Raw genomic sequence first — 19,112 nt, forward strand, 5'->3', positions numbered from 1 at the left:
TCGGCTCGTCCCGGATGTCGATAGCCAAGGAGCAGCAGTAGTGACTTCCCATCCCGACACGGCGAGCGGACGCGCTTTCCGGGTGCCGGTCTCCGCGCGCCCCACCGTCCTGCTCGCCGCGCTCGGAGCCGCCGTGGTGACCGTGCTCGTCCCGGTCGTCGACCTGGTGCTCCCGCTGCCGAGCGGCCAGGACCTGGTCGGCTCCGCGCAGGCGCTGGCGGGGTTGGCGGGCGAGACGATCGAGTCCGTCAAGGCCGCGGGCTCGGGCCTGCACGGCCTCGCCGCCGGCGCGGAGGGCAGGCTGAACCTTCCGCTGGTCGTGCTCGTCTCGCTCGGCGCGCAGGTGCTGCTCACGGCCGCGCTGGTGGTGTCGGGCACCCAACCGGTGCGCGTGATGCTGACCGTCGCCGGGCTGATCAACGTGTTCGCGGTCGCGCGTCTCGGGCCCGCCACTCCACCGGTGTGGGACGCCGCGGCCAACGGCGTGCTGGTGATCGTGCTGGCCTGGTTCTCCGCCGGACGCCGCGAACCACGGTTCGGGTGATCCGCGGCCGATGGTGACTTCCGGGTGGTGCCCGTCTGAGGGGTCGGGCACCACCCGGTCAGGCCGGGGCGGGTTCGGTGAGCGACAACAGCAACCGGACGAGGGCCGAAGCGTTGGCGTCGTGGGGGACTTCCAATCGCTTCGCCTCTTCGCCCGCCGCCTCGGCCGCCTTCGTCTCCCCGACGGCCTCGTACGCCCTGCGCAACACGTGCAGGGTGAGGGCCGTCGCGGGTTTCCCGCCCATGGCGCGGAATTCGTCGAGGCATTGGCGCAGCACGGGAATCGCGCGATCGGCGTGCCCGTCGCCGATCCAGCTCGCGGCTATCGCGCGCGTGCAGGAAAGCTCTCTCGGCCGTTCTTCGAGCGCTCCCGCCAGCCGCCGTGCGTGTTCGTAGGCCTTCACCGCGCCGTCCCGCCGTCCGGCGCCCGCGAGGATGGCGCCCTGGGTGCGCAACGACTTCGCCAGCGCCGATTTCGCCGTCGTCCGGCGCAGCACCCGGACCGATTCCTCGATCGTCTCCAGGGCCTCCTCCGGGCGGCCGTCGAGCATCAACGACCACGAGAGTCCTTGCAGGGCAACACCGAGCTGACGTTCGTCGCCGCGTTCGCGCGCGTCCGCGAGGCTGCTCCTGTCGATCTCCAGTGCCTCGGAGATCTTGCCGAGCCGATGCAGCGCCGCGGATTCCGCCTGCCGTGCGTACGCGCCGCTTTCCTCCACAGTGGACAGTTCGCGGGCCTGGGTCGCGGCGTGCAGGGATTCGCCGGCCCTGCCGAGCCCGACGAGGCAGCGCGCCAGGTTCGTCTCGACCCACGCCTGCGCGGAAATGTCGCCCAGCTCCGCCAATTCCTTCGAACATTCGCGGTAGCCCTCGGCGGCGAGCTCGTACTCGCCGCGAACGTGCAGCAGGACCGCCAGGTTGGCCTCGGCGATGACCACGATGTGCCGGTCGCCCGCCTCACGGGCGGCGTCGCGCAAGGCCTCGTACGCGGTCCGCATGTCGGTGTAATGACTGTGCAGGTACAGGTACGCGCTCAGCCTTTCGAGTATCCGCAACGCTTTCCGCCGCCAGCCGACGGCGCACAGCGAGGAGACGGCGGCGACCAGGTTGGCCCGCTCCACGGAGAACCAGGTGCCGGGGTCGCGCAGCAGCCGCTCGACCAGCTCGCCGGCCAACGGCTGCGCGGGCACGTCGTGATCCGACAACGGCATCGGCACCGTCCTCGGCAGGCGGCGGGCAGCCGTGTCGGCGAGGCACAACGCCGCGTCCGACACCTTCGCGACCGTCGCCACCCGCTCGGCGCGTGTCTCCAGCGCCCGGCCGAGTTCCGTGGCGAACACGCGCACGAGATCGTGGACGCGGAACCGCTGCTCGCCCGTCGGATCGAGACCGGTGGCTTCCAGCAAGCTGGCCTCGACGAGCTCATCGATGGCCTCGTCGGCGCCTTCGTCGTCGATCAGCGTCGACACCGCCCAAGCGGGCAGGTCGAGGGTGCGGCAGCGGCCGATCAGCCGGAACGCGCGCCGCGCCGCCGGGCTCAGCGCCTCATAGCTCAACGCGATACTTCCGCGGACCTGGAGATCGCTGACCTGGAGCTCGTCCAGGCGCGAGACCTCGTCCTCCAGTTTCCCGGCGAGCTTCCCGAGCGGCAGACCGGGCCGCATCGCGAGCCTGCTGCCGGCGATCCGCAACGCCAGCGGGAGATTGCCGCAGGCCTTGGCGATGCGTTCCGCGTCCGCGCGTTCGGCACCGACCCGGTCCGGCCCGGCCAGCCGCGCCAGCAGGGCCATCGCCTCGGTGCCGGACAGCGGCGCGAGATGCAGCCGATCCGCCCCCGCGAGCCCGGAAAGCCGACGCCTGCTGGTGATCAGCACCGCACTGCCCGGCGTTCCCGGCAGCAGCGCGCGAACCTGCTCGGGGCTCGCGGCGTCGTCGAGCACCACGAGGACCCGCCGATCGGCGAGGCGGCCGCGATAGACCGCCGCCCTGGCCTCGACGTCGTCCGGGATGGCCGGACCGGTGACGCCGAGCGCGCGCAGCAGGTCGCCGAGGACGTCGGCGAGTTCGCGAGGGTCGGAGGCGCCCGCCAGCGGGACGAACAGCTGACCGTCCGGAAAGGACCGGCGGAGCCGGTGCGCGGTGCTGACCGCGAGCGTCGACTTGCCGGCCCCCGGTTCGCCGGTGATCACCGCGACCGGGACACCGGTGGATTCGCCGAGCAGTGCGGAGAGCTTCGCGATCTCGTTCTCGCGGCCCGCGAGATCCGCGATGTCCGGCGGCAGCTGGCAGATCGGGAAGACCGGCGCCGCCTTGGCCGACGGCGCCGGGTCTTCGCCGCGCAACACGGCGGCGTGCACCCGGCGGACCTCGGCGCCGGGCTCCACGCCGAGCTCCTCGACGAGCGTGGCGCGCAGATCGCGGTGGACGGCCAGCGAATCGGCCTGCCGTCCGGCGCGGTGCAGCGCGATCATCAGCTGCGCCGCCAGCCGCTCGCGCAGCGGATGCTCGGTGATCATCGCCTGGAGCTCGCCGGTGAGCTCGCCGTGCCTGCCGTCGGACAGTTCGGCGTCCACACAGTCTTCGAAGGCGGCGAGCCGCTCCGACTCGAGCCGGGCGATGTCCGCGTCGAGCCGGGGGATGTGCAGTCCGGAAAGGACCGGGCCGCGCCATTCCGCCAGCGCCCGGCGGTAGTGCCCGGCAGCGGCCGCCGGATCGCCCGCCCGCGCCGCCGCCTTCCCCGCCGCGGCGGCTTCGCGGAAGGACAGCAGATCGAGGTCTGCGGGCTCGACCACCAGCCGGTAACCGTGCGGATCCCGCTCGATCTCCAGGCCATCGAACCGGGCCCGCAGGCGCGAGACGTACGTGTGCAGATTCGAGGAGTACGACTTCGGTGGCGTGTCCGGCCAGAGGGTCTCGACCAGCGCGTCGGCCGGGACGGACGAGTTCGCGTTCAGCAGCAGGACGGCCAGCAGGGCGCGCTGGTGCTCGCCGCGCGGCGTCGTGCGCCGCCCGGGCGGGCTCTCGATCGTCAACGGTCCGAGCACGCCGAATCGCGGCACGGGCACCTCCCCAGGTCATGAGAGGGGCGAGACTAGCGAGGGGCCCCGACAATTCTGTGACCTGTCCCGCCCGCCGTGTACGGGCTCATCTGCACTGCTAGCCTTCGAACCCGGCATATCGGGACACCATTGGGGAGTTGCACGTGTCTGCAGGTGGCGGAACCAAGGCGATCATCGCCGCGCTCGTGGCGAACGCCGGAATCGCGGCCGCGAAGTTCACCGGCTTCCTCATCACGGGGTCGTCCTCGATGCTGGCGGAGTCCGTGCACTCGCTCGCGGACACCTCGAACCAGGGGCTCCTGCTGCTCGGCCAGAAGACCTCGCGGCGCAAGGCGACCCGCACCCACCCGTTCGGTTTCGGGCGGGACCGGTACTTCTACTCGTTCATCGTCGCGCTGATGCTCTTCAGCCTCGGCTCGGTGTTCGCGCTGTACGAGGGCATCCACAAGATCTCGCATCCCGAGGAGCTGACCTCGCCGCTGGTGGCGGTCGGCATCCTCGTGGTCGCGATCGGGCTGGAGTGCTACAGCTTCTACACCGCGATCCAGGAATCGAAGAAGATCAAGGGCGACGCGGGCTGGTGGGCCTTCATCCGCCAGGCCAAGACGCCCGAGCTGCCGGTGGTCCTGCTGGAGGACGCGGGCGCGCTGTTCGGGCTGGTGTTCGCGCTGGGCGGGGTCGGGCTGTCGGTCGTCACCGGGAACCCGGTGTGGGACGGCATCGGCACCGTGACGATCGGTGTGCTGCTCGGTGTCATCGCGATCATCCTGATCATCGAGATGAAGAGCCTGCTGATCGGTGAAGGCGCCTCCGAGTCCGACCTCGACGTGATCGTCGACGAGCTCGCCGCGGGCAAGGTCGAGCGGGTCATCCACATCCGGACGCTGTACATCGGCCCGGACGAGATGCTGGTGGCCGCGAAACTCGCGCTGGTGCCGGGGCTGGAGACCGCGGACATCGCGCAGGCCATCGACGACGCCGAATCGCGTGTGCGGGCGAAGGTGCCCACGGCGAAGCTGATCTATTTGGAGCCGGACCTGGACCGCGCGCTGGCCTGAGCGGCCTCCGTCCGGAGCAACTCTCCGTACCGCGCCGATCACCGCCACGACCTCCGGGTACTTCGTTGCTCTCCCACCGCGCTGCCGTCACGACCGGGCGATAGGGTCCGTTGAACCGCAGTCAGGTGTAGGAGGTCAAGGGTGCCCGGAAACGGTCTGTGGCGTACGAAGTCCATCGAGCAGTCCATCGCGGACACCGACGAGCCGGGGACCAAGCTCAGGCGGAACCTGAGCGCGTGGGATCTGACCGTCTTCGGTGTCGCCGTCGTCATCGGCGCCGGTATCTTCACCCTCACCGCGCGCACGGCCGGCGACTTCGCGGGGCCGTCGGTCTCGCTCGCGTTCGTGTTCGCGGCCATCGCGTGTGCGCTGGCCGCCCTCTGTTACGCGGAATTCGCGTCGACCGTCCCGGTGGCCGGGAGCGCGTACACGTTCTCCTACGCCACGTTCGGCGAGTTCATGGCGTGGATCATCGGCTGGGACCTCATCCTGGAGCTCGCCGTCGGCGCGGCCGCGGTGTCGAAGGGCTGGTCCGCCTACCTCGAAACCGTGCTCTCCTACATCTTCGGCAAGGGCACGAAGACGACGTTCGAGCTCGGCCCGATCCCGGTCGACTGGGGCGCCCTGCTCGTGGTGCTGGTGCTCGCGACGCTGCTCGCCGTCGGCACGAAGCTGTCTTCGCGGTTCTCCATGGTGATCACCGGGATCAAGGTCGCGGTGGTGCTGTTCGTGATCGTGCTGGGCATCTTCTACATCAAGGGGTCGAACTACACGCCGTTCATCCCGGACGCCCAGCCCGCCGGGGAATCGGCGTCGACCGGTGTCGACCAGTCGCTGTTCTCGCTGATCGCCGGTGGCGGCAGCAGCGCGTTCGGCGTCTTCGGCCTGCTGGCCGCCGCGTCGCTGGTCTTCTTCGCGTTCATCGGGTTCGACATCGTCGCGACCACCGCCGAGGAGACCCGCAACCCGCAGAAGGCCGTCCCCCGCGGCATCTTCGGCTCGCTCGCCATCGTCACGGTGCTGTACGTCGCCGTGTCGCTCGTGGTCGTCGGCATGGTGAACTACAAGGATCTCGCCACCACGGCGGGTGACGGCGGCAAGAAGACGCTCGCGTCCGCGTTCGCGGCCAACGGTGTCGACTGGGCGGCCAACATCATCTCCATCGGTGCCCTCGCCGGTCTGACCACCGTCGTCATGGTGCTGATGCTCGGCCAGATCCGGATCATCTTCGCGATGTCGCGTGACGGCCTGATGCCGCGCGGCCTGGCGAAGACCGGCTCGAACGGGACCCCGAAGCGCGCGACCATCGTCGTCGGCGGACTGGTCGCGGTCGCGGCGACGTTCTTCCCGGCGGACAAACTCGAGGAAATGGTCAACGTCGGGACACTGTTCGCCTTCGTTCTGGTCTCGGCGGGCGTGCTGGTGCTGCGCAAGACCCGGCCCGATCTGCCCCGCGCCTTCCGCGTGCCGTGGGTCCCGGTGATCCCGATCCTGGCGATCGTCGCCTGCCTGTGGCTGATGCTGAACCTGACGGTGCTCACGTGGCTGCGCTTCCTGGCCTGGATGGCGCTGGGCGTCGTCATCTACTTCGCCTACAGCCGCCGCCGTTCCCTGCTCGGCAAGCAGAACAAGGGCGAGGTGCCGACGTCCGTTTCGGACTGATCATTCTCGTTTCGGCGGCCCACCATTCCTTTGTGGATGGTGGGCCGTTTCGTCGGGGACCCCGATTCACGGTGTGAAATCGGTGTGCGCTAACGTCCGGGCTCTTGCCTCACCCCGTCGGGTGAACGGGACTCGTGTAGAAGCACCGCGAGTTGACCTTCGTCCCTCAGAAGAGGCAACCGCGCTTTCTCTCGTTTGTCCCCCGATCGGTACAGGAGAGCTCTGAATGCAGATCATTTCCGGACGGCGTGTCCGCTCCGCTGTCACCGTCGTCGCGCTGGCGACCGCCGCCCTGCTCGGCGTGACGGGCACCGCGCTCGCGTGCCACACCGACGACCCCCGCGCCATCCCGACGCCGAAGAACGTCAGCACCTGTGAGAAGGCGAAGCTGCCGGGCACCGAGATCTCGACGAAGGACCTGACCTTCACCGGTGGCACGGAGAAGGACAAGTACCTCAACATCACCGCGGTCGGCGAGGGCGTCACCGTCACCGCGATCGTCGTCAAGGGCGGCGACGGCTACAACATCTACGAGCCCGGCAAGCGCGGTCTCGCCAAGACCCCGCCGTGGGAGAAGCTGCGCTCGCCGATGAACGGCGGCGGCAAGCAGGCCGACATCAGCCACTGGTTCGCCTGTGGCGAGAAGAAGACCAAGCCGACCGAGCCGACGAAGCCGAGCGAGCCGACGAAGACGACGACGGCCAAGCCGCCGACGACCGCGCCGACCACCACCACGGAGAAGCCGTCGGAGACCTCCGCTCCGTCGAGCACCGCGGTTCCCGCCCCGAACGTCGGCGGTAACGGCGGCAACGGTGGCGGCCTCGCGGACACCGGTTTCGACAACGCCTGGCTGCTGTGGGCCGGTGGCCTGCTGGTCCTGGCCGGTGCCGGCGTCCTGGTCCTGCTGCGCGTGCGCCGCAAGGCCAACTGAAGCTAGCTGGTCGCGCGTGAAGGCCCCCTTCCCTCGGCTCAGCCGAGGGAAGGGGGCCTTCACGCGCGACCAGCTAGCTTCAGTTGGCCTTGCGGCGCACGCGCAGCAGGACCAGGACGCCGGCACCGGCCAGGACCAGCAGGCCACCGGCCCACAGCANTCCGTGAAGGCCTCCTTGCCTACCTTCAGGGTAGGCAAGGAGGCCTTCACGGACTCAGGGGGCGATCAGTAGGTACCTAAGACCTCTTGACCCCAGCCATCCTTACCACTCACGAGCCCCTGCCGGCCTTCACGCGCCGCTGTGACTGCTGGTGCTTGTTCATTGCACGCGCTAGCGCCACTCGACCTCGATGCCGGCCAGCCCCGGACCGGCGTCGCTGAAGAAACCGCTGGTCACGCCGCCCATGTCGAGCGGCAGCTCCTCGGACTCGACGGGCACGGCGTCGTCGCGCGTCCGGAACTGCCGCGTGCAGCGGGCGGGCAGCGCGCCGAGCGCGAACTTCAGCTGCACCAGGTAGCTGGAGCACTGATCCCGCAGCATCCGGAAGTACCCGGGTGACGCGGTGCCGGAGTCGTCGCGGACCTCGAAACAGAACACGTGGATCTCGCCCTCGGCGAGCTTCCGGTCGAAGAGCAGTTCGGTGGCCATCGTCTCGGCCCCGGCGTTGCGCCGGATCCGGCCGACCCGGCAGCCTTCGGCGGTGATCAGCTCGACGTCGGCGATGTTGCAGCCGGGGTCGCCGTTGTAGACGGTGACGTACCGGTCCGGGCCGTGCCGCCGGGCCCGGCACACCAGCCGGGTCTGCAGGCCGACCTGCCGGTGCGCGGCGTCGAAGGTGATCGTGTCGTGCACCGAGAGCATCTCGAGGTCGGCGTTGTAGCGGTTGGACGACGGGTACGCGCCCAGCTCGGCCAGCAGCTGGTCGACGATCGAGCCCATGTCGCCGGACCGGATGTCGTGGAACGACGCGGCCATCTGGTGCCCGCGCGCCCGCGCGGTCCGCGGCCCGATCAGCACGACGAGCGCGTCCGCGGGCAGTTGCAGCACCGATTCCAGCGCGCGCACCGCGGGGAGCGCCTTGGGCACCTCCGGCTGGCGCAATCCGCGCTGCCAGTAGCTCAACGTCGACTGTCCGATTTGGACGCCGCGGAGCCCGAGGTGGGCGCGGAGCCGGGCTAGGGACAGGCCCCGGTAGGCGATCGCCTGGCGGAGCGCGTGGTGGAATTCGCCGCTGCGGAGGGCCTCGACGAGTTCTTTGGGCAAGGCTTCGAGCGGCTGACGGCGCGTGCCGTCGATGATCGTCGGGGTGTCATCGTTCGAGGCGAGCTTCCCCGCCGAGAACGTATCGGCACCGTCTCGTGTCACCGCTCGTCCCTTCACCAGACCAGTGTGTGCGCTGAGCGTGAACACCGCGGAACGTTCACGTTAGCAGCGCACTGTGAACACTACGTCCCCCGTTCGGGGTGGTTGACCCCGGAAGAGTGACCGTTCCGGGGTGTGGAAACGCCCCGGAACGGTCCGTTCCGCCGAGTGCCCATCTTGCTCTGTGTGAGCCTGCTGTTCACCGTTGTGACCACATTGGTTCGCCATGGTGACCAGGAGGCCCGTCGTGCCTGTGTTCTCGAGGAGGTTTTGCGCCGCCGGCGCCGCGAGTCTCGTGGCGTGGCTGGCGATCCAGACCCCGGCGAGCGCGCTGCCCTCGGCACCCGCCCGCCAGAACCCCATCGCCATGCAGGCGCAGGAGAAGTCCCAGTGGTGCTGGGTGGCTTCCGGCAACACCATCGCGGCACACCACGGCGTGACCGTCACTCAGAACGAATTCTGCCGGATCGCCCACGACGAGCGCCGCCGGGAGTGCGCCGACGAGCCGGGAACGCTGGGCGACGTCCGGCGCGCCTTCGGCAAACTCGGCTTCTCGGCCCCGGGGAAGTACCTCAAGGGCCGCATCCCCTACGCCGCCGTCCAGGCCCAGACCGGCGACGGCAAGCCCGTCCAGACGCGGGTCGGCTGGGCCTCGGGCGGCGGCCACATGCACGTCCTCTACGGCCACGACGCCGGGCGGAAGTGGATCTCGTGGGGGGATCCACTGCCCACCGGCAACCGCCACAACTGGTCGACCTACGACTTCTACTCGGCCAACAAGTCCTTCACCTGGACCCACACGCTCACCGGGATCCGGCGATGAGCGCGCGGAAGTTGCTCGGGCTGGCCGGGCTGGTCGCGGTCGCGCTGCTGGTCTCGGCGCCCGGAGCGCGCGCGGATCACCTGTCCGGTGAAGATCTCGCCGCCGCGAAGGCGGCCGCCGACGACCCCACGCTGCGTGCCGAAATCGGTCGCTTCTTCACACAGACGGGTGGTTCGGGCGCTACGCCGTCGGTGAGTGTCGTCGACGAATCCTTCCCGGTTTACGAGCTTTCGAGGGATTTCGTCGCCGGTGACGGCGCGGTCGCTGGGCGGCTCGCCTACGTCGCGGTGCCGGTGACGGCGTCCGACGGAAGGACCGCGACCGTCTGGTCGGTCCGCGGCGACGACGGCGTCTGGCGCGTCGGCAACATCGCGTCGGGCGACCGGGAAAGCGTGCTGGCCAGGAGGCTGCCCGCCGGCGCGACGCTGCTCCACGAACCCCAGGTCGACGCCTGGTACGCGCTGCGCGACGGGCGGGTGACCCTGCTCGACTCAGGTGCCAGCGGTTCCGCGAGCGGTGCCTCGGCCACGCTCGCGGAGTACCAGAAGACCGTCTCGGGCCGGTACGGCGCGATGCTCGCGAACTCGCCGTACGCCCAGGAGGGCAAGGCCGGCGGCTACAACGCCCAGGTGATGCCCCGCGGCGACGGCGGCCCCGCGCCCGACGCGCAGGACACCGGTTTCGTGCCGCTGCTGATCTTCGGCGGCCTGCTCCTCATCGGTGTCGCCGGCTTCTTCCTGCACTCGAAGAGGCGCGTCCCCTAGCGGACCGGTGGGCCGGGCGTGAGCTGACCCGTCTGGCCCGCCGGTCGACCACGGCGCCTTAAAGTAGTGCCCGTGGGACGACTCGTGGTGATCGAAGGTCTGGACGGCGCGGGCAAGCGCACCCTCGCCGACGCGCTGACCGGCGCGCTGAACGCGGCCGGGGCGAGCGTCACGTCCATCGCGTTCCCGCGCTACGGCGAAAGCGTGCACGCCGACCTCGTGAAGGAAGCGCTCCACCGCGGCCACGGCGACCTCGCCGACTCCGTCTACGGCATGGCGATGCTCTACGCGCTCGACCGGCGCGGCGAGGCGGACGAGATCCGCGCCCGTCTCGGCGACCACGACGTCGTGCTGCTCGACCGGTACGTCGCGTCGAACGCGGCGTACGGCGCCGCCCGGCTCCACCAGGGCGCGGACGGCGAGTTCGTGCGCTGGCTCAAGGAGCTGGAGATCGACCGGTTCGGCCTGCCGGTGCCCGTCGCGCATCTGCTGCTCCGGGTCACCGCCGACGTCGCCGCCGACCGCGCGCAGCGCCGCGCGGAGAGCGACGCCGGCCGCGCGCGGGATTCCTTCGAGACCGACGACGCGCTCCAGAAGCGGTGCTCGGTGGTCTACGACGAGCTCGCCGCCACGGGCTGGCTCGCGCCCTGGCACGTCCTCGACGGCGTCGCCGGCGTCGACACCCCGGCTCTCGCGACCACCCTCCTCCGCACTTAGTCCTCTGGACGCGGTCCTTGCGTCGCGCAACTACCGCGTTTCGTCCTCTAAATGCGTGAGCAGCCAGGTGTGGAACTCGCCGATGTGGTGCTCGGACGGCATCAGCACCCCGCCGCCGCGGTAGGCGCGGGACGCCATCGCGGGCTGGCAGCGTTCGCAGGCGTCGAAATCCTGTTCGTTGACGCGGTGGAACAACTCGACCGACCGAGACACGTCCCGCCCCGACGCCACGACGTCTTCGGAATAGAGCCAGTCGCATTCGACGACCGTCCGGTCCGGCGCGAGCGGGTACATCCGGTGGAAGATCACGTGGTCGGGCACCAGGTTCACGAACACCTGCGGCCGGATGGTGATCGCGTAGTACCGCCTGTCCTGTTCGTTCGCGACGCCGTCGAGCCGGTCGAAGCCCGTCGTGCCGTCGATGGTGAAGCCGTCCACGGCCTCGCCGAATTCGGCGCCGTGCCCGACGTAGTACTGCGCCGCGTACCCGTCGGCGAATTCCGGCAGCACCTCGGTCAGCTCGGGGTGGATGGTCGCGCAGTGGTAGCACTCCATGAAGTTCTCGACGATCAGTTTCCAGTTCGCCTTGACGTCGTAGGTGATCCGGCGCCCGACCGACAGCTCGCCGAGGCGGTACCGCTCGATCGATTCCAGATCGCCCAGCCGTTCCCGCACCGCGCCTTCGACGCCGTCCTCGAACGACGGCGGATCCGCGGCGAGGCAGACCCACGAGTAACCCAGCCATTCCCGCAGGCGCACGGTGTGGAGCCCGTACTCGGAGCGGTCGATGTCGGGCAGGTTCGCCAGATTCGGTGCGGCGATCAGCCTGCCGTCGAGCCCGTACGTCCACGCGTGGTACGGACACTGGAACGTGCGTTTGACCGTCCCCGACTCCTCGGTGCACAGCCGCGCGCCGCGATGGCGGCAGACGTTGAGGAACGCCCGCAGTCCGCCGTCCCGGCCCCGGCTGACCAGCACGCTTTCCCGTCCGATCCGGACGGTCCGGAAGTCGCCCGCCGACGGCAGATCCGCCGACCGGACCGCGCAGAACCACTGGCGTTCGAAGATCTTCTCCTGCTCGGCCGCGAAGATCGCGGGATCGGTGTAGTAGCCGCCGCCCAGCGTCGGGATGAGGCTCGTCATCTCGGGACTCCGGCGAACCGGGCGGGATCGAACAGGGCGATCGGATGCGTTGTCGTGCCGTCCACGACCAGGTCGGCGAGGATCTCACCGACCACCGGGACGAATTTGAAGCCGTGCCCGGAGAACCCGCAGGCGACCACCACGCGGTCGTGCGCGGGATGCCGGGAGATGACGAAGTGTTCGTCGGGCGTGTTCGTGTACATGCAGGTCGCCCCGCGCAGGAAAGCGCCGGGCAGGGACGGCATCTTCCGCCCGACGAACTCCGAGATCTCTTCGACCTCCTCGGGACGCACCGTCCGGTCGATGGTCTCCGGCGTACAGGTCCGGCCGCCGCGGAAGAACGCGACCTTCACGCTCCCCGTGTCGTCATGCGAAGGGAATCCGTAGAACTGGCGCCCGTTCTCGCCTTCCCAGACGTAGATCGGATGCGCGCGGAACGGCTCCGCCCCGCCCGACGGCGCGAACCAATACTGGACCTGCCGTTCGATGGTGAATTCGATCCCGAGTTCGGTAAGCAGGTCCGGTGCCCAGGCGCCGGGACAGACCACGAGCTGGTCCGCCGTGTAGAAGTTCTGCGACGTCCCCACCCGGACACCGGTGGAAGTCTCCCGCCACGAAAGGACCTTCTCTTCGTGGTGCAGTTCCGCCCCGGCCCGCGCGGCGAGCTGGAGATGCGCGGCCACACTGCTTTCCGGCACGACGAAGCCGGCGTTCTCCTCGTACAGCGCGATCTCGTGGGCGTCCGGGTTCATCGTCGGGAACCGGCGCCGGATCTCCGCCGCGTCCAGCAGCTCGTGTGGCAGGTCCCATTTCCGGGCGCTGGCCAGGCTCCCCGCCACGGTCCGGGACTCGGGGCCGCCGAGCATGATCCCGCCGCACCGGGTGAAGATCTTCCGGCCGGAGTCGCGTTCGATCCCGTCCCACAGCTCGTGCGCCCGCAGCAGGAGCGGGACGTACGCGGGATCCTCGAAGTACGCCTGCCGGGTGATCCGCGAGCCGCCGTGGCTGGACCCGAGGTTGTGCACCGGCGCGAACCGGTCGATCCCCAGCACGCGCCGCCCTCGCCGGGCGAGCCGGTACGCGGCGGCGCTGCCCATCCCGCCGAGGCCGATGACGATGACGTCGTAATGGCTCATGCGGCGCTCCTGATCCGGTCCATGCCGGGGTCGAACAACGGTTCACGCGCGACGACGGCGGGGATCCGCTCGCCGAAGTACTCGATCTCCAGCGGCCTGCCCGGCTGGGTGAACTCGACCGGGAGCCAGGCGTACGCGATGTTCTTGCCGATGGTGTAGCCGTACGCGGCGCTCGTGACGTACCCGGCGGGACGGCCGTCGGCGAACACCGGTTCCTTGCCGAGCACGACCGAGTACGGATCGTCGACGGTGAGACAGGTCAGCTTCCTGGTCACCGTTTCCTCCGAGCGCCCGGCAAGTGCGTCCCGGCCGATGAAGTAGCCCTTGTCCATCCGTACGGCGAAACCGAGCCCGGCCTCGTACGGATCGTGCTCGGCGGTGACGTCCGTTCCCCATAGCCGGTATCCCTTCTCCAGCCGCATGCTGGAGAAGGCGTCCCGGCCGGCGGCGATGATCCCGTGTGCCTGTCCGGCTTCCCAGAGCGTGTCCCACAGCCGCCGGCCGAGGTCCGCGCTCGTGTACAGCTCCCAGCCGAGTTCGCCCACATAGGACAGTCGCATCGCGGTCACCGGCACCAGGCCGACGTATGCCTGCTTCGTCTTGAAGTACCCCATCGCCTTGTGCGAGAAGTCCGTTGTGGACAGTGGTTGGAGCACAGCCCTGGCGAGCGGGCCCCAGAGCCCGATACAGCAGGTGCCCGGCGTGGTCTCGTGGATCTGGGCGGCGCCGTCGCCGGGGAGATGCCGTCGCAGCCAGTCGATGTCGATGGCGCTGTTGAGGCCGACCTGGAACCGTTCGGCGCCGAGCCGGGCGACGGTCAGGTCGCTGCGCACGCCGCCGTCCTCGTCGAGCAGCAGGGTGTAGGTGACCGAACCGGGTTTCTTGTCGAGCTGGTTCGTGGTCATCGTCTGCAGGAACGGCAACGCGCCGGGGCCGGTGACCTCCACCCGCTTCAGCGACGTCATGTCGAACATCGCGACCCGCTGCCGCGCGACCAGCGCTTCGGCGCCACCGATCGGCGACCAGTACCGCGCGGCCCAGTCGTTGCGCCCCGGGACGAGATCGACCTCCGCGAGGTCCGCGTTCGCCTCGTACCAGTGCGGACGTTCCCAGCCGCTCGCTTCGAGGAAGAACGCGCCGAGCTCCTGCTGCCTTTCGTGGAAGGGACTCGTGCGCAGTGGCCGCGGTTCTTCCATGGGCTGCAAGGGATGGACGACGTCGTAGACCTCGGCGAAGCTCTGGCAGCTGCGTGCCATGACGTACTCCGGGGAGAGCTGCACCCGCTCGAAGCGGGCGAGGTCGCAGCCGTGCAGATCCACGCCGGGCTGCCCGTCGACGAGCCATCGCGCCATGGCTCGCGCGACCCCGGCCGAATGCGTGATCCACACGGCTTCGGCGACCCAGAATCCTTCGAGTTCCGGGTGTTCGCCCAGCAACGGCATGCCGTCCGGGGTGAAGGAGAACAGGCCGTTGATGCCTTCCTCGACCTTGGTGTCGCCCAGTGACGGCAGCAGGTCGACGGCGGCGGCCCAGGACGGCTCGAAATCCGCGGGGGTGAACGCGAGTTCCGACGGCATCCCCTCGCCGGTGCCGATCTCGTGGGGAGGCAACGGCATCGGCCGGTGCCCGTAAGCTCCGATGCCGATCCGGTCGACGTGCTCGCGGAAGTAGAGGTCGGCGTCCTGGTGCCGCAGGATCGGCCGGGTGGCCTCCTCGGTGACGCCGGCGAGAGACGGCAGCGGGCTGGTGCGCGCGTACTGGTGCGCCATCGGGACCAGCGGGATCGCGAGGTACACCAGTTCGCCGAGCAGCGGTCCCCACATCCCGGCGCACGAGAGCACGATGTCCGCGCGGAAACTCCCCGTCTCGGTGGTGACGCCGGTGACGCGGCCCCCCGACCGTTCGACGCCGACGACCTTCTGGCGCGCGAGGAACTTCGCGCCGCGACCGATCGCGCGGCGGGCCTGCGCCTCGGCGGCGCGCAGGGGTTTGGCCAGGCCGTCGGAGGGGATGTGGAACCCGCCGAGCACCTTGGCCGGATCGAGCAGCGGATGCAGCGCGGCGCATTCGTCCGGCTCGACGAGCCTGCTCTCGACGCCGGACGCGGTGGCCCAGCCGTGCCGCCGTTTGAGATCGGCGAGGCGCTCCGGCGTCGTGGCCACCTCCAGCCCGCCGACGGGCCGGAAACACGGGTTCCCGTCGAGGTCGAGCGCGCCGTACTTCGCGACGGTGTACCGGGCGAACTCGGTCATCGTGCGGCAGGAGTTGGTCTGGAAGACCAGGCCGGGGGCATGCGAACTCGACCCGCCGGTGGTGAACAGGTCGCCCTGGTCCAGCACGGTGAGGTCGGTCCACCCTCGTTCGGTGAGCTCGTCGGCGAGCGCGCAGCCGACGATGCCGGCGCCGATCACGACGACGCGGGGTACTGGGGGCATGGTTCGGGGTACCTCCTGCCCGCCCTGGAGAGTCCACAAAGGACAACCGGGCATCGGGGTGACAGGCGCTGTTGCGGATGAGGCACGTTGTTCCGTCTTCAGCAACAAAGTGCGGCACGTGCGGGCGCGCTGTCAAGAGCCCGAAAAGGTCGGCCTCTTCACTCGGTGAAGTACCCCAGCTGTGCCGAAAGATCGGCCGACGCCTCGGTCAGCGGCCGCACGATCTGCCGCACCCGCTGTTTCGAAAGCCGGTACGACGGGCCGGAAGCGCTCATCGCCGCGACGACGTCGCCGCCGGGACCGTGCACCGGCACCGCGACCGCGTGCATCCCCAGCTCCAGCTCCTCGAAGCAGGCCGCGTACCCGTCCTCGGCGACCCGCTCCAGCTCGGTGGCCAGCTCGTCGGGATCGACCGTGGTCCGTGGGGTGAACCGTTCGAGCTTCCGCCGGAGCAAACGTTTGCGCTCGACGTCGCCCATGTACGCGAGCAGCACCTTCCCGCTGGACGTCGCGTGCAGGGGAGTGCGCTGCCCGGTCCAGTTCTGGGTGGTGATCGCGGCCGAGCCGCGGGCCTGGCTGACGTTGATCGCGACGCCGTCGTCGGCGATCGCGATGTTGACCGTCTCGCCGAGCGTCTCCGCCAGGCCCTGACAGGTCCGCCTGCCCAGTTTCGCCAGGTCCATCCGGCCGGTGGCGGCGCCGGCGAGCCGGACGACGCCGAAGCCGATCGCGTATTTCCCGCGTTCGCCGAGCTGCTCGACGAGGCCGCGGTTCTCCAGGACGCTCAGCAGGCGCGACGCCGTCGACTTGTGCACGCCGAGTTCGCCCGCGATCTCGGTGATACCGGTTTCCCCGTTGCGCGCCAGCAGTTCCAGCACGCTGATCGCGCGGTCGACGGACTGCACCTGACTGGGCGTTGCGTTCCCCGCGTCCTGGTTCCGCATGACGCAACAGTAGCCGTTTCGCCCGGATCCGCTCGGCTGAGTGGGCGAATCCCTTGACGTACCGGCCCCTCGGGGGTGATTGTTGCGCAGAGCACGTCCCGTCTCGTAATACGCAACATCAACAAACCGTCGGTCCTTTCCCCGGAGGCCCCGATGATCCGTGCCTGCTCCGTCTCCGAACTGCCCGAAGGCGAAGCCCTCCGCCTGCCGGGCCCCGTTCCGGTCTCGGTCTTCCATTCCGAGGGCGCCTATTACGCCATCGACGACACGTGCAGCCATCAGGACGCGTCGCTCGCGGACGGCTGGATCGAGGGCTGCTACGTCGAATGCCCGTTGCACGCCGCGCGGTTCGACCTGCGGACCGGCGCCCCGGACTGCCTGCCGGCCAAGAACCCCGTGCGCACGTACCCGGTCGTGATCGCGGACGGCGTGATCTATGTGGACACCGAGGCGCGCCGGGAAGTGGCTTGAGATCGGTCGCCGTCGTCGGCACCTCCCTGGCTGGACTTCGCGCGGCGCAGGAGTTGCGCGGGCGGGGTTTCGACGGGCGGCTGGTGATGATCGGCGCCGAACCGCCGTACGACCGGCCGCCGTTGTCGAAGGATTTCTTGCTGGGCAAGGTTTCCGCCGAGGACGTCGCGCTCGCCGGGCAGGACGATCTCGACGCGCTGGACGCGGAATGGCATCTCGGTGTCCGCGCCGAAAAGTTCGGCCACGAGGGCGTGACGCTCGGCGACGGCACCACGATCGCCGCCGACGGCTACGTCCTCGCGACCGGTGCGGTGGCCAGAACCCTCGACGCGGCAAGGAATCTGTCCGGCGTCCACACTCTGCGGACGCTCGACGACGCGGTCGCGCTGAAACGCGCTCTCGCCGCGGGGCCTTCCGCGGTCGTCGTCATCGGCGCGGGATTCATCGGCGCGGAGGTCGCGTCCGCGTGCCGCCTGCTCGGGCACGAGGTCACCGTGATCGAGGCGATGCCCGTGCCGCTCGCCGGCGTCCTCGGCGCGCGGATGGGCGCGGTGTGCGGGGAACTGCACGCCGAGAACGACGTCCGCCTGATCGCGGGCGTCCCCGTCGCCGGGTTCGCCGGTGGCGGCCGGGTCACCGGTGTGCGGCTCGCCGACGGCCGCGAACTCCCCGTCGATCTCGTCGTCGCCGGAGTGGGGGCGCGGCCGGCCACCGAATGGCTGACCGGCTCCGGGCTCGCCGTCGACGACGGGGTGCTGGTCGATTCCGGCTGTGTCACAGCGAATCCCCGAGTGGTCGCGGTGGGTGACGTCGCGCGGTACCGCTGCCCCCTGCGCGGCGGGAGGGTCCGCGCCGAGCATTGGACGGCGGCCACGGAACAGCCGGGCGTCGCGGTCGGGAATCTGCTCGCCGGCTCGACCGTCACGCATTTCGCCCGGCACGGTTACTTCTGGTCCGATCAGTACGGTCGGCGGCTCCAATTCGCCGGAGTGGCCACGGAAGACGTGCGGATCGCCGAAGGTGACGTGGCTGCGAAGCGGTTCGTCGCGACCTATCACCGCGGAGACGTCCTGACCGGGGTGTTCGCGATCGACTCGCCACGGCCGTTCACCAGGCTCCGACGTGCGCTCTAGCGTCTGATGGTGAACCCGCGTCCGCGATCGACGTCGGCAGGATGCCGCCTGGCCTGCCGGCACGCGTCGGTCGGTTTCCGAGTACATCCCCAGCTCCGCCAACAGGCTCCAGGGCCCGAAGACCCTACTCGGATGGAGCAATTTGCCCGATTCGATGATCTTTCTGGTGGTCACATCGCCGGGTCGCGCGCTCGCGCGGGGAAACTAGTGCGAACATAGGTTTATGAAGGCACGTGTTCTGGTCGTCGACGACGACCCTGCTCTCGCGGAGATGCTCACCATCGTGCTGCGTGGGGAGGGGTTCGACACAGCCGTCGTGGCCGACGGCTCACGGGCGCTGCCCGCGCTTCGTGAGCTGAAACCGGATCTGGTCCTCCTCGACCTCATGCTGCCCGGGATGAACGGCATCGACGTCTGCAAGGCGATCCGGGCCGAGTCCGGCGTGCCGATCGTGATGCTCACCGCCAAGAGCGACACCGTGGACATCGTCCTCGGGCTCGAGTCGGGGGCCGACGACTACGTGGTCAAGCCCTTCAAGCCGAAGGAGCTCGTGGCCCGCGTCCGCGCCAGGATGCGCCGCACCGAGGCCGAGCCCGCCGAGTCGCTGACGATCGGCGACCTCGCGATCGACGTCCCCGGCCACGAGGTGACGCGCGAGGGGAAGGCCATCCCGCTGACCCCGCTCGAGTTCGACCTGCTGGTCGCGCTCGCCCGCAAACCGCGGCAGGTGTTCACCCGCGAGGTGCTCCTCGAGCAGGTGTGGGGGTATCGCCACGCCGCCGACACCCGGCTGGTGAACGTGCACGTCCAGCGGCTGCGTTCGAAGGTGGAGAAGGACCCGGAACACCCCGAGGTGGTGTTGACCGTTCGCGGTGTCGGGTACAAGGCCGGCCCGCCGTGATCACCCCATGAGCGGACGCTTGCGAAGGC

General features: G+C 69.8%; 16 protein-coding genes. 10 read left to right on the top strand and 6 right to left on the bottom strand.

The genetic code is table 11. The features are described from left to right. Positions 1-40 precede the first annotated feature (40 nt). Positions 41-544, top strand: a complete 504-nt coding sequence (locus ACXIZN_RS40035) for a hypothetical protein (RefSeq protein ID WP_457959950.1) — start codon at positions 41-43, stop codon at positions 542-544. A gap of 58 nt (positions 545-602) precedes the next feature. Here ACXIZN_RS40035 and ACXIZN_RS40040 read toward each other — a convergent pair whose 3' ends face one another. Beyond that, a complete protein-coding gene (locus tag ACXIZN_RS40040) occupies positions 603-3,602 on the bottom strand; it encodes a BTAD domain-containing putative transcriptional regulator (RefSeq protein ID WP_457959951.1) in 3,000 nt (999 codons plus the stop codon). Positions 3,603-3,745: 143 nt separating this feature from the next. On the opposite strand from ACXIZN_RS40040, the gene ACXIZN_RS40045 reads away from it, so the two are divergent. The 3 genes from ACXIZN_RS40045 (at position 3,746) to ACXIZN_RS40055 (ending at position 7,253) form a co-directional block, all read left to right on the top strand. After that, on the top strand, positions 3,746-4,660 hold the full coding sequence (locus ACXIZN_RS40045; protein WP_457959952.1) for a cation diffusion facilitator family transporter: 915 nt from the start codon (positions 3,746-3,748) through the stop codon (positions 4,658-4,660). Positions 4,661-4,801: 141 nt separating this feature from the next. Further along, a complete protein-coding gene (locus tag ACXIZN_RS40050) occupies positions 4,802-6,322 on the top strand; it encodes an amino acid permease (protein WP_457959953.1) in 1,521 nt (506 codons plus the stop codon). A 226-nt stretch (positions 6,323-6,548) separates the two neighbouring features. Further along, positions 6,549-7,253, top strand: coding sequence for an LPXTG cell wall anchor domain-containing protein (locus ACXIZN_RS40055; RefSeq protein WP_457959955.1), 705 nt, complete (start codon positions 6,549-6,551; stop codon positions 7,251-7,253). Between the two features lie 331 nt (positions 7,254-7,584). On the opposite strand, the gene ACXIZN_RS40060 is transcribed toward ACXIZN_RS40055, so the two are convergent. After that, on the bottom strand, positions 7,585-8,619 hold the full coding sequence (locus ACXIZN_RS40060) for a hypothetical protein (RefSeq protein ID WP_192743391.1): 1,035 nt from the start codon (positions 8,617-8,619) through the stop codon (positions 7,585-7,587). 250 nt (positions 8,620-8,869) lie between these two features. Here ACXIZN_RS40060 and ACXIZN_RS40065 point away from each other — a divergent pair, with 250 nt between their 5' ends. From ACXIZN_RS40065 to ACXIZN_RS40075, 3 genes are all read left to right on the top strand, one after another. Continuing rightward, entirely contained in the window at positions 8,870-9,439 is a 570-nt protein-coding gene (locus ACXIZN_RS40065; RefSeq protein WP_457960723.1) for a papain-like cysteine protease family protein, read from the top strand. Next, positions 9,436-10,203 carry a hypothetical protein gene (locus ACXIZN_RS40070; RefSeq protein WP_457959956.1) on the top strand — a complete coding sequence of 256 codons (768 nt, stop codon included), beginning with the start codon at positions 9,436-9,438 and terminating at the stop codon, positions 10,201-10,203. Before ACXIZN_RS40065 ends, ACXIZN_RS40070 begins: the two co-directional genes overlap by 4 nt. Before the next feature lie 84 nt (positions 10,204-10,287). Continuing rightward, positions 10,288-10,920, top strand: a complete 633-nt coding sequence (locus tag ACXIZN_RS40075) for a dTMP kinase (RefSeq protein WP_457960724.1) — start codon at positions 10,288-10,290, stop codon at positions 10,918-10,920. 30 nt (positions 10,921-10,950) lie between these two features. On the opposite strand, the gene ACXIZN_RS40080 is transcribed toward ACXIZN_RS40075, so the two are convergent. The 4 genes from ACXIZN_RS40080 to ACXIZN_RS40095 all read right to left on the bottom strand — a co-directional run bounded on the left by ACXIZN_RS40080 (position 10,951) and on the right by ACXIZN_RS40095 (position 16,578). After that, positions 10,951-12,063 carry an aromatic ring-hydroxylating oxygenase subunit alpha gene (locus ACXIZN_RS40080; protein ID WP_457959957.1) on the bottom strand — a complete coding sequence of 371 codons (1,113 nt, stop codon included), beginning with the start codon at positions 12,061-12,063 and terminating at the stop codon, positions 10,951-10,953. Next, positions 12,060-13,199 (bottom strand): N-methyl-L-tryptophan oxidase, encoded by a 1,140-nt coding sequence (solA, locus tag ACXIZN_RS40085; protein WP_457959959.1) that lies wholly within the window; start codon positions 13,197-13,199, stop codon positions 12,060-12,062. The genes ACXIZN_RS40080 and solA overlap by 4 nt, the downstream gene beginning before the upstream one ends. Next, complete coding sequence (locus tag ACXIZN_RS40090; protein ID WP_457959960.1) at positions 13,196-15,634, bottom strand: GcvT family protein; 2,439 nt, start codon at positions 15,632-15,634, stop codon at positions 13,196-13,198. The genes solA and ACXIZN_RS40090 overlap by 4 nt, the downstream gene beginning before the upstream one ends. Before the next feature lie 158 nt (positions 15,635-15,792). Continuing rightward, on the bottom strand, positions 15,793-16,578 hold the full coding sequence (locus ACXIZN_RS40095) for an IclR family transcriptional regulator (protein ID WP_457959961.1): 786 nt from the start codon (positions 16,576-16,578) through the stop codon (positions 15,793-15,795). A 153-nt stretch (positions 16,579-16,731) separates the two neighbouring features. Between ACXIZN_RS40095 and ACXIZN_RS40100 the strand changes: the two genes are divergently transcribed. From ACXIZN_RS40100 to mtrA, 3 genes are all read left to right on the top strand, one after another. Further along, the gene (locus tag ACXIZN_RS40100; protein ID WP_457959962.1) at positions 16,732-17,049 is read left to right on the top strand and encodes a bifunctional 3-phenylpropionate/cinnamic acid dioxygenase ferredoxin subunit; all 318 of its coding nucleotides are present in this window, start codon (positions 16,732-16,734) and stop codon (positions 17,047-17,049) included. Next, the gene (locus tag ACXIZN_RS40105; protein ID WP_457959963.1) at positions 17,046-18,182 is read left to right on the top strand and encodes an NAD(P)/FAD-dependent oxidoreductase; all 1,137 of its coding nucleotides are present in this window, start codon (positions 17,046-17,048) and stop codon (positions 18,180-18,182) included. Before ACXIZN_RS40100 ends, ACXIZN_RS40105 begins: the two co-directional genes overlap by 4 nt. Before the next feature lie 223 nt (positions 18,183-18,405). After that, positions 18,406-19,083, top strand: coding sequence for an MtrAB system response regulator MtrA (gene mtrA, locus ACXIZN_RS40110; RefSeq protein WP_005150760.1), 678 nt, complete (start codon positions 18,406-18,408; stop codon positions 19,081-19,083). The last annotated feature ends 29 nt before the right edge of the window (positions 19,084-19,112 follow it).

This window comes from Amycolatopsis sp. TRM77291 (assembly GCF_054166285.1).